This window comes from Blautia sp. DFI.9.10 (assembly GCF_024461705.1).
GTDB lineage: Bacteria > Bacillota > Clostridia > Lachnospirales > Lachnospiraceae > Blautia_A > Blautia_A fusiformis.
Map to the genome: position 1 here is coordinate 22,537 of NZ_JANGAA010000029.1, position 10,641 is coordinate 33,177.

The window sequence follows — 10,641 nt, forward strand, 5'->3', positions numbered from 1 at the left end:
TTTAGCAGGAGTTTTTAAGCCGGACAGGAAGGCAGAATGAGATTAGGAGAGGTAAAATGGCCAAAAATCTGGTGATAGTAGAGTCACCTGCTAAAATGAAGACAGTAAAGAAATTTCTGGGGGCAAATTATACAGTAGAAGCGTCCAACGGTCATGTGAGGGATTTTCCCAAGAGCCAGTTTGGTATTGACGTGGACAATGATTTTGAACCGAAGTATATCACAATACGAGGAAAAGGTGAGCTTCTTGCAAAACTTCGTAAAGAAGCAAAAAAAGCAGATAAGATCTATCTTGCAACTGACCCTGACCGTGAGGGAGAAGCAATTTCCTGGCATCTGATGCAGGCTTTGAAGACAGATACTGCAAAGATGCACAGGATCACATTTAATGAAGTAACAAAAACAGCAGTTAAGGCGTCCATCAAGCAGGCCAGGGAACTGGACATGAATCTGGTAGATGCACAGCAGGCAAGGCGTATGTTGGATCGTATGGTAGGTTATACCATCAGTCCGCTGCTCTGGGCCAAGGTAAAAAGAGGTTTAAGTGCAGGCCGTGTACAGTCTGTGGCACTGCGTATCATCTGTGACAGAGAAGATGAGATCAATGCATTCATTCCTGAAGAATATTGGAGCCTGGAGGGTGAATTTCAGGTAAAGGGTGAGAAGAAACCGTTGACAGCCAAGTTCTATGGAACAGATAAAAAACTTCCGATCGGAAACCGTCAGGAAATGGATGAGATTCTGAAAAGTCTGGAAGACTGTAAATATGAGATCACAGAAGTAAAAAAAGGTGAGAGGATCAAAAACGCTCCCCTTCCGTTTACCACAAGTACTCTGCAGCAGGAAGCTGCCAAGACACTGAATTTTTCTACGCAGAAGACTATGCGCCTGGCACAGCAGTTATATGAAGGTGTGGATGTAAAAGGCAGTGGTACGGTAGGTCTGATCTCCTATCTGCGTACAGATTCTACTCGAATTTCAGAGGAAGCAGATGCAGCAGCAAGAACTTATATTTCTGAGCAGTATGGTTTGGATTATGTTTCTCAGACAGAGAAGGCAATCAAAAACGGACAGAAGATACAGGATGCTCATGAGGCGATCCGTCCTACAGATATTGCGAGGACACCAGTTCTGGTGAAGGAATCCCTGACCAGGGATCAGTTCCGTTTATATCAGCTGATCTGGAGACGTTTTGCGGCGAGCAGAATGGCACCGGCACGTTATGAGACCACGTCTGTCAAGATCGGAGCAGGTGAGTATGTGTTCACGGTTGCAGCATCCAAGGTTGCCTTTGATGGCTTTATGTCTGTGTACACAGAAGAGGGCGATGACAAAAAGGGCAATGTTTTAAGTCAAAGTCTTGAAAAGGGTATGGAGCTGAAGCTGAAAGAACTGAAGCCGGAGCAGCATTTTACACAGCCGCCGGCACATTACACAGAGGCTTCACTTGTAAAGACTATGGAAGAGCTTGGAATTGGACGTCCGAGTACGTATGCGCCGACCATCACAACGATCATCAGCAGACGCTATGTATCCAAGGAACAGAAAAATCTTTACGTCACAGAGCTTGGAGAGGTTGTTAATAATATTATGAAACAGGCTTTTCCAAGTATTGTGGATGTAAACTTTACAGCAACTATGGAGGGGCTTTTGGACTGCGTGGAAGCAGGTACCGTACAGTGGAAAACGGTTGTACGTAACTTCTATCCGGATCTGAAGCATGATGTGGATGAGGCTGAGAAAGAGCTTGAGAAAGTTGATATACAGGATGAGGTTACGGATGTGATCTGTGACAACTGTGGCCGCAACATGGTGATCAAGTACGGTCCTCATGGAAGATTTCTTGCATGCCCCGGATTTCCGGACTGCCGTAATACAAAACCATATTATGAGAAGATCGGTGTTGCATGTCCGAAGTGCGGCGGCGAAATTGTCATGAAAAAAACGAAAAAAGGCAGAAAATATTACGGATGTGAGAATAATCCGGAATGTGATTTTATGTCCTGGCAGAAACCTTCTGCAAAGAAATGTCCGAAATGTGGTAATTATATGCTCGAAAAGGGAAATAAGCTGGTTTGCAGCCAGGAAACCTGCGGATATGTGGAACAAAAACCAAAAGATGAAGATTGATTGAATAAATGCTTTTCTATTAATTTTCAGAAAATCCCGTTAAAAATAAAAAAAATATAAAAATGTCTTGTAAATTTCCAGAATAACGTGTAATATTAGACTAGAAAAACGATTTCTTTCAAGGTACGAAAGTGAAAGGAGGAAAAATGAGCGTTCAGTTGCTAGATAAAACTAGAAAAATCAATAAGCTTCTGCATAACAGCAGCTCAAGCAAGGTAGTGTTTAACGACATTTGCCAGGTGCTCATGGAAACCTTAAGTTCCAATATCCTGGTACTCAGTAAGAAAGGTAAGGTTCTGGGAGTCAGTATCTGCCCGGGTGTGGATGAGATCACAGAGCTGATCGATGACAAGATCGGCGGACATATCGACCCGTTATTGAATGAGAGATTTCTTGGTGTTCTTTCCACAAAGGAGAATGTCAATCTCCAGACACTTGGCTTTGAGCATGTACCCGGAAATTATCAGGGAATCGTGAATCCGATCGATATTGCAGGTGAGAGACTGGGAACGTTATTCATGTACCGCAATGATCATCCCTATGATATTGAGGATATTATCGTCAGCGAGTATGGTACAACAGTTGTTGGCCTGGAAATGATGCGTGCGGTTCATGACGAGAACGCAGAAGAAGACAGAAAACAGCAGATCGTTAAATCGGCATTCAGTACACTGTCCTTCTCAGAACTTGAGGCGATCATCCATATTTTTGATGAGCTGGATGGGGATGAGGGTATCCTGGTTGCCAGCAAGATCGCTGACCGTGTAGGTATCACCAGATCCGTGATCGTAAATGCACTGCGTAAATTCGAGAGTGCAGGTGTGATCGAATCCCGTTCATCCGGTATGAAGGGAACTTACATTAAAGTTCTTAATGAAGTGATCTTTGATGAGCTTGAGGAGATAAAAGCACAGAGAAGCAAGAAGGCATAATGTGATCAGCACTGTCAGATGCTTGATATAAGATAAAGAACGTGACAAAAGAGACTTCCCGCTAGCGTGGGAGTCTCTTTTTTGTCTGTTTCATAAAATTAAAATAAATAATGAAATTAAGAAAACAAGAGAAAACAAGAGCATAAAAGAGATAAAACCAGAATAATATAGAAAAACCATATCTTAAAAGGGTTGCGAAAATATGCGAAATTCACTAATATAGCCATAGTGATTAGCACTCGTATAAAGTGAGTGCTAGCAGACGAAGATGAAACTTATAAAGGAGGAACATAGATCATGAAGTTAGTACCTTTAGGCGACAGAGTAGTATTAAAACAGGTTGAAGCAGAAGAGACAACAGCATCCGGAATCGTACTTCCGGGACAGGCACAGGAGAAACCACAGCAGGCAGAGGTTATCGCAGTTGGTCCTGGCGGAGTTGTAAATGGCAAAGAAGTAAAGATGGAAGTAGAAGTCGGAAACACTGTTATTTACTCCAAATATGCAGGAACAGAAGTTAAGATGGATGGTACGGATTACATCATTGTAAAACAGGAAGATATCCTGGCAGTTATTAAATAATATAAACATCTTATCGTATATCAATATAAATAGGAGGTCATTTTATCATGGCAAAAGAAATTAAATATGGCGCAGAAGCAAGAGCAGCACTTGAAGCTGGTGTAAATAAACTTGCAGATACAGTAAGAGTAACACTTGGACCGAAAGGAAGAAACGTAGTACTTGACAAATCTTTCGGTGCTCCGCTTATCACAAACGATGGTGTTTCCATCGCAAAAGAGATCGAGCTTGAGGACGGATTCGAGAACATGGGTGCTCAGATCATCAAGGAAGTTGCATCCAAGACAAACGATGTAGCAGGTGATGGTACTACAACAGCGACTGTACTTGCTCAGGCAATGGTTCATGAGGGAATGAAGAACCTGGCAGCAGGTGCCAACCCGATCATCCTCAGAAAAGGTATGAAAAAAGCAACAGATGTTGCAGTAGAAGCGATCAAGAACATGAGCCAGGCAATCAACGGCAAAGAGCAGATCGCTAACGTAGCAGCAATCTCTGCAAGTGATGAGCAGGTTGGACAGCTTGTTGCTGATGCTATGGAGAAAGTTTCCAAAGACGGTGTTATCACTGTTGAGGAGTCCAAGACCATGCATACAGAGCTTGACCTTGTAGAAGGTATGCAGTTTGACCGTGGATATATTTCCGCATACATGTCCACAGATATGGAGAAAATGGAGGCAACTCTTGATGATCCGTACATCCTGATCACAGACAAGAAGATCAGCAATATCCAGGAGATCCTTCCACTTCTTGAGCAGGTTGTTCAGGCCGGTGCGAAACTTCTCATCATCGCTGAGGATGTTGAGGGTGAGGCCCTTACAACTCTGATCGTCAACAAACTGAGAGGAACCTTCCAGGTAGTAGCTGTAAAAGCTCCTGGCTATGGTGACAGAAGAAAAGAGATGCTTCAGGATATCGCGATCCTGACAGGCGGACAGGTGATCTCCGATGAGCTTGGTCTTGACCTGAAAGAAGCTAAGATGGAGCAGCTTGGACGTGCAAAATCTGTTAAAGTTGCAAAAGAGAACACAGTTATCGTTGATGGTCTCGGTGACAAAGATGCCATTGCAAAACGTGTTGCACAGATCCGTGCGCAGATCGAGGAGACAAAATCCGAGTTTGATAAAGAGAAACTTCAGGAGAGACTTGCAAAACTGGCTGGCGGCGTAGCTGTTATCCGTGTAGGTGCTGCTACTGAGACAGAGATGAAAGAAGCAAAACTTCGTCTTGAGGATGCTCTTGCAGCAACAAGAGCAGCTGTTGAGGAAGGTATCATCGCAGGTGGCGGATCTGCTTACATCCATGCTTCCAAAGAGGTTGCAAAGCTTGCAGCAACACTTGAGGGAGATGAGAAGACAGGTGCTTATGTGATCCTGAAAGCCCTTGAGGCTCCGTTGTTCCACATTGCTGCAAACGCAGGACTGGAAGGCGCTGTTATCATCAACAAGGTAAGAGAGTCTGAGGTAGGTACAGGCTTTGATGCTCTGAATGAGAAATATGTAAACATGGTTGAGAATGGAATCCTTGATCCTGCAAAGGTTACAAGAAGTGCACTTCAGAACGCAACAAGTGTTGCATCTACACTTCTTACAACAGAGGCTGTAGTTTCTACGATCAAAGAGGATACTCCTGCTCCGGCACCAAACCCGGGAATGGGAATGATGTAATTTCAAGCAGGCAGGTAAATAATTTACAAAATGAGAGGGCCTGCGTCATGGACGCGGCTCTCTTTTTGTGTTATAATCAAAAGAAATCAGTAAATTACGAAAGGAAGAAGCAAATGAGTGACTTATATTCAGAACTTCTGGTAAAGAAGAAACAGACAGGGAAGGATCTTGCTATAAAATACGGTCTTATTGCACTGACCGTGATCATGGTTCTGGGAGGTCTGGTGCTGAATGCACTTCTTCTGGTTCCGGCTATCGCTCTTGGTGTTGCATGCTATTTTGTAATTCCGAAAACAGACCTGGAATATGAATATCTGTTTGTTAACGGGGAACTGGATATTGATATGATCATGTCCAAGTCAAAGAGGAAAAGAGTAAAATCACTTCAGCTTGCGGAGGCTGATCTTGTGGCACCTCTGAAATCCCACAGAATGGATTATTACAACGGAAATCAGAAGATGAAAACCATAGACTTTTCCTCAGGTATTGAGGATCATAAGCGCTATGCCATGATCGTAAGAGACAGCGGAGAAACCTGCAAGGTGATCCTGGAACTGGATGATGAACTTGCCAATACCATGAAAAATTCTGCACCGAGTAAAGTTTTTTTGGATTGACATGAATCTTGTTTTTTGTTACACTAGTTCACAAATTTAAAATATCTTACACAAAGGGAGGAAATGCAATGGGTACTATTATTGGTGAAGGCATTACGTTTGATGATGTCCTGCTGGTTCCGGCTTATTCTAAAGTGATTCCGAATCAGGTAGATGTTTCAACGTATTTAACCAAGAAAGTAAAGCTGAATATCCCCATGATGAGTGCGGGAATGGACACAGTTACAGAGCACAGAATGGCAATTGCCATGGCCAGACAGGGTGGTATCGGTATCATCCACAAGAATATGTCCATCGAAGCACAGGCAGAAGAGGTTGATAAGGTTAAACGTTCTGAGAACGGTGTTATTACAGATCCATTTTATCTTTCACCGGAGCATACACTGAAAGATGCCAATGATCTGATGGCGAAATACCGTATTTCCGGTGTTCCGATCACAGAAGGCAGAAAGCTTGTAGGTATTATCACAAACCGTGATCTTAAATTTGAGACAGATTTCAGCAGAAAGATCAAGGAGTGCATGACTTCTGAAGGACTGATCACAGCCAAGGAAGGAATCACACTTGAGGATGCCAAGAAGATCCTTGCGAAATCCCGTAAGGAGAAATTACCCATTGTAGATGACGACTTTAATTTAAAAGGACTCATTACCATCAAGGATATCGAGAAACAGATCAAATATCCGCTTGCAGCCAAGGATGCACAGGGACGTCTTCTCTGTGGTGCGGCAGTTGGTATCACAGCCAATGTACTTGCACGTGTAGATGCACTTGTGAAAGCGAATGTGGATGTAATCGTAATTGATTCCGCACATGGTCATTCTGAGAATATCTTAAAAGCAGTCCGCGAGATCAAGGCTGCATATCCGGAACTTCAGGTTATCGCAGGTAACGTTGCAACAGGAGCAGCTACCAAGGCACTGATCGAAGCTGGTGTAGATGCAGTTAAAGTTGGTATCGGACCTGGATCTATCTGTACCACACGTGTTGTTGCAGGTATCGGTGTACCGCAGGTTACTGCTGTTATGGATTGCTATGAAGTAGCCAACAGCTACGGAATCCCGATCATCGCAGATGGTGGAATCAAGTATTCCGGAGACATCACCAAGGCTATCGCGGCAGGCGCCAATGTCTGCATGATGGGCAGCATGTTTGCTGGATGCGATGAGAGCCCGGGAACATTCGAGCTCTATCAGGGAAGAAAATATAAAGTATACCGTGGAATGGGATCTATTGCAGCTATGGAGAACGGCAGCAAGGATCGTTACTTCCAGGAGAACGCCAAGAAGCTTGTTCCAGAAGGTGTTGAAGGACGTGTTGCATACAAAGGACACGTTGAGGATACCGTATTCCAGTTAATTGGCGGTTTAAGATCCGGTATGGGTTACTGCGGAGCAGAGAACATTGAGAAGCTGAAAACAACAGGCAGATTCATTAAGATCTCCGCTGCATCTCTCAAGGAGTCACATCCACATGACATCCATATCACAAAAGAGGCTCCAAACTACAGTGTAGATGAATAATAAAGGAAAAAAAGGTAAGACCGGTAAAAAGTCACCCAGGCCGTCCCATAGCGGGCGGCCTGTTTCCGTAAAGAAAACTTCCTCCGGGTCTTCCAGAAGAAAAAAGAAGTCTTTGAGAAAAAAGAACCCGATCAAGATCCTACAGAGGATTGTGCTGATATGTATCATTGTGATCGTTGCTTTTGCTGCGTGTGCGTTAGGATACGCATTTTTTGAGATGCGCATGGAACAGAGTGAAACTCAGTCCGGACAGGAAGAAATATCCGGGAATGCCAGCGGAAATGGCGGACCGGAACAATGGCAGGCAGAAGGAGCACCTTTTATTGATGTGGAGCTTCTGACACCGAATTCCTATTCCAGACCACAGATTTCTATCGAACAGGTAAATTATATAGCCATTCATTATACGGCCAATCCGGGATCTACTGCCATATCCAACCGGAATTATTTTGAAAATCTTGCGACAACGCAGGACAACAAAGTCAGCAGTCATTTTGTGATAGGTTTGGAGGGAGAAGTGGTACAATGTATTCCCACTTCAGAAATATCCTATGCCACAAATTCCAGAAATGTAGATACCATATCCATTGAATGCTGCCATCCGGATGAAACAGGGCAGTTTAATACAGCAACCTATGATTCGGCGGTAAAGCTGACAGCGTGGCTTTGTACACGCTTTGGACTGACTTCGGATCAGGTGATCCGTCATTATGATGTCACAGGTAAAGACTGTCCGAAGTATTACGTGGAAAATCCCGATGCATGGATCCAGATGAAATCAGACATTGCAGCACAGATCCAGACAGATTATGCATTACAGGGGAAATAAAGTGTTATTGTTTATTTTGTGAGCAACAAGAAGTCTGGAAAAATAATTTCTGAAAATAGGGGCTTGAAAATTAAGAAGAAGTATTGTAGTATAACAGCAGAAGCTGCATGACTGGCGGAAAGTAGGATTACCTACAGGGAGTGCAGTGAAGTGAGAAGCCGACCGCCTGGGCAGCCTGATAAGGGGTGTCCAGGCGGTTTTTTGTTACCGTTCATATCCTGGGATAAGCCCCGGGCCTTACATTAGACAAGGAGGACTGTGAAAAATGACGACATTTTCACTTGAAAAAGAACTGAAAGAAAATTCCTATCCGGGAAGAGGAATTGTGATCGGACGTTCCGCTGACGGGAAACATGCAGTTACTGCATATTTTATTATGGGAAGAAGCGAGAACAGCAGAAACCGTATTTTTGTTGAGGATGGGGAAGGAATCCGTACACAGGCTTTTGATCCGTCCAAGCTTACAGACCCGAGCCTGATCATTTATGCACCGGTACGTGTCCTTGGAAATAAGACCATCGTAACAAACGGTGATCAGACAGATACGATCTATGAGGGAATGGACAGACAGCTCACCTTTGAACAGTCTCTCCGCAGCAGAGAGTTTGAGCCGGATGCGCCGAACTATACACCTCGTATTTCAGGTGTTCTTCATGTTGAAGACGGTAAATTCAATTATGCGATGTCTATTTTAAAGAGCAATAACGGAAATCCGGATTCCTGTCTTCGTTATACATTTGCCTATGAGAATGCGGCGGCAGGACAGGGACGTTTTATCCATACTTATAAATGCGATGGAAATCCACTTCCAAGTTTCGAGGGAGAGCCGAAGCTGGTAGAGATCCCAAGCGATATTGATGAGTTTACGGATCTCCTCTGGAAGAGCCTGAACCAGGATAATAAAGTTTCTCTCTTTGTTCGTTTTATTGACATTGAGACAGGAAAATATGAATCCAGGATCGTAAACAAGAATAAATAAGAAAATAGGGATATCACAGAGAACGGAGGAGCTTTTTCATGAAAGAATTACAGTTAAAATACGGATGTAACCCAAATCAGAAACCATCAAAGATCTATATGGCAGATGGAAGTGAGCTTCCGATCCAGGTACTCTCCGGAAGACCAGGATACATCAACTTCCTGGATGCCTTTAATGGCTGGCAGCTGGTACGTGACCTTAAGAAAGCAACCGGACTTCCGGCAGCAACTTCATTTAAGCATGTATCTCCGGCAGGTGCTTCCATCGGACTTCCGCTGAATGAGACACTGGCAAAGATCTACTGGGTAGGTGATATGGACTGGAAGAATTTTTCCCCGCTTGCATGTGCGTATGCAAGAGCAAGAGGTGCAGATCGTATGTCATCATTTGGTGATTTTATTTCTCTTTCTGATGTCTGCGACAAAGATACCGCAATGCTGATCAAGAGAGAGGTTTCTGATGGTGTGATCGCACCAGGATATACAGAGGAGGCTCTTGAAATTCTGAAGCAGAAGAAAAAAGGCAATTACAATGTGATCCAGATCGATGAAAACTATGTTCCAGAACCTTTGGAGCACAAACAGGTATTTGGAGTCACCTTTGAGCAGGGCCGCCAGGAGCTGGCAATTGATGATGCGCTGATCTCCAATATTGTAACAGAGAATAAAGAGCTTACGGAAGAAGCCAAGAGAGATATGAAGGTTTCTCTGATCATCCTGAAATATACACAGTCCAATTCTGTATGCTTTGTTAAGGACGGACAGGCTATCGGCGTTGGTGCAGGACAGCAGTCCCGTGTACATTGTACACGCCTTGCAGGTCAGAAGGCAGATAACTGGTATCTCCGTCAGTGTCCGAAGGTACTGGAGCTTCCGTTTAAAGACACGATCACACGTGCGGAGAGAGATAATGCCATTGATGTTTACATTGGTGAGGAATATATGGATGTCCTTGCAGATGGTGCATGGGAAAAGACATTCACAGAGAAGCCGGAAGTGTTCACAAAAGAAGAGAAGAGAGCATGGCTGGATGGTCTTACCGGCGTGACACTGGGATCCGATGCATTCTTCCCATTCAGTGATAATATCGAGCGCGCATATAAGAGCGGTGTAAAATATATTGCAGAGCCGGGTGGATCTGTACGTGATGACGCAGTTATCGATACATGTAATAAGTATGGAATGGTGATGGCATTTACAGGAATCCGCCTTTTCCACCACTAAAAGATGCATGCCTTGGCCATGATATGCAGCTGAAATAAAAGATAAAAAATATAAAGTCCCGAATCTGAATTTCTGGAAAAAAGAGATCAGACCCGGGACTTTTTGATCGAAAAAGGATAGTTTTAAAAATAAAAAAGAACTCTGAAAAACTCAGAGTTCT

General features: G+C 43.7%; 9 protein-coding genes and 1 riboswitch. All 9 genes read left to right on the forward strand.

Annotated features, from left to right (window positions below; genetic code table 11):
* The first annotated feature begins 56 nt into the window (after positions 1 to 56).
* The gene (gene topA, locus NE671_RS14300; protein WP_256164113.1) at positions 57 to 2,129 is read left to right on the forward strand and encodes a type I DNA topoisomerase; all 2,073 of its coding nucleotides are present in this window, start codon (positions 57 to 59) and stop codon (positions 2,127 to 2,129) included.
* A 146-nt stretch (positions 2,130 to 2,275) separates the two neighbouring features.
* Entirely contained in the window at positions 2,276 to 3,061 is a 786-nt protein-coding gene (gene codY, locus NE671_RS14305; protein ID WP_015524350.1) for a GTP-sensing pleiotropic transcriptional regulator CodY, read from the forward strand.
* Positions 3,062 to 3,358: 297 nt separating this feature from the next.
* Entirely contained in the window at positions 3,359 to 3,643 is a 285-nt protein-coding gene (gene groES / locus NE671_RS14310; protein WP_021651813.1) for a co-chaperone GroES, read from the forward strand.
* Positions 3,644 to 3,690: 47 nt separating this feature from the next.
* Entirely contained in the window at positions 3,691 to 5,310 is a 1,620-nt protein-coding gene (gene groL / locus NE671_RS14315; protein WP_173740237.1) for a chaperonin GroEL, read from the forward strand.
* Between the two features lie 113 nt (positions 5,311 to 5,423).
* Entirely contained in the window at positions 5,424 to 5,927 is a 504-nt protein-coding gene (locus tag NE671_RS14320) for a DUF6106 family protein (RefSeq protein ID WP_015524353.1), read from the forward strand.
* Positions 5,928 to 5,995: 68 nt separating this feature from the next.
* On the forward strand, positions 5,996 to 7,450 hold the full coding sequence (gene guaB, locus NE671_RS14325; protein WP_021975900.1) for an IMP dehydrogenase: 1,455 nt from the start codon (positions 5,996 to 5,998) through the stop codon (positions 7,448 to 7,450).
* 112 nt (positions 7,451 to 7,562) lie between these two features.
* Positions 7,563 to 8,279 (forward strand): peptidoglycan recognition protein family protein, encoded by a 717-nt coding sequence (locus NE671_RS14330; protein WP_044961668.1) that lies wholly within the window; start codon positions 7,563 to 7,565, stop codon positions 8,277 to 8,279.
* Positions 8,280 to 8,376: 97 nt separating this feature from the next.
* Positions 8,377 to 8,458, forward strand: a riboswitch (ZMP/ZTP riboswitch).
* Positions 8,459 to 8,544: 86 nt separating this feature from the next.
* Positions 8,545 to 9,258 (forward strand): IMP cyclohydrolase, encoded by a 714-nt coding sequence (locus tag NE671_RS14335; protein WP_015524355.1) that lies wholly within the window; start codon positions 8,545 to 8,547, stop codon positions 9,256 to 9,258.
* Between the two features lie 38 nt (positions 9,259 to 9,296).
* The gene (locus NE671_RS14340) at positions 9,297 to 10,481 is read left to right on the forward strand and encodes a phosphoribosylaminoimidazolecarboxamide formyltransferase (RefSeq protein ID WP_110103451.1); all 1,185 of its coding nucleotides are present in this window, start codon (positions 9,297 to 9,299) and stop codon (positions 10,479 to 10,481) included.
* Positions 10,482 to 10,641 lie beyond the last annotated feature (160 nt).

Bases quoted from the DNA above. Each gene is read 5' to 3' on its own strand.
- groL (WP_173740237.1), top strand. From the start codon at position 3,691: ATGGCAAAAGAAATTAAATATGGCGCAGAAGCAAGAGCAGCACTTGAA.
- NE671_RS14340 (WP_110103451.1), top strand. From the start codon at position 9,297: ATGAAAGAATTACAGTTAAAATACGGATGTAACCCAAATCAGAAACCA.
- NE671_RS14320 (WP_015524353.1), top strand. From the start codon at position 5,424: ATGAGTGACTTATATTCAGAACTTCTGGTAAAGAAGAAACAGACAGGG.
- groES (WP_021651813.1), top strand. From the start codon at position 3,359: ATGAAGTTAGTACCTTTAGGCGACAGAGTAGTATTAAAACAGGTTGAA.
- codY (WP_015524350.1), top strand. From the start codon at position 2,276: ATGAGCGTTCAGTTGCTAGATAAAACTAGAAAAATCAATAAGCTTCTG.
- guaB (WP_021975900.1), top strand. From the start codon at position 5,996: ATGGGTACTATTATTGGTGAAGGCATTACGTTTGATGATGTCCTGCTG.
- topA (WP_256164113.1), top strand. From the start codon at position 57: ATGGCCAAAAATCTGGTGATAGTAGAGTCACCTGCTAAAATGAAGACA.
- NE671_RS14335 (WP_015524355.1), top strand. From the start codon at position 8,545: ATGACGACATTTTCACTTGAAAAAGAACTGAAAGAAAATTCCTATCCG.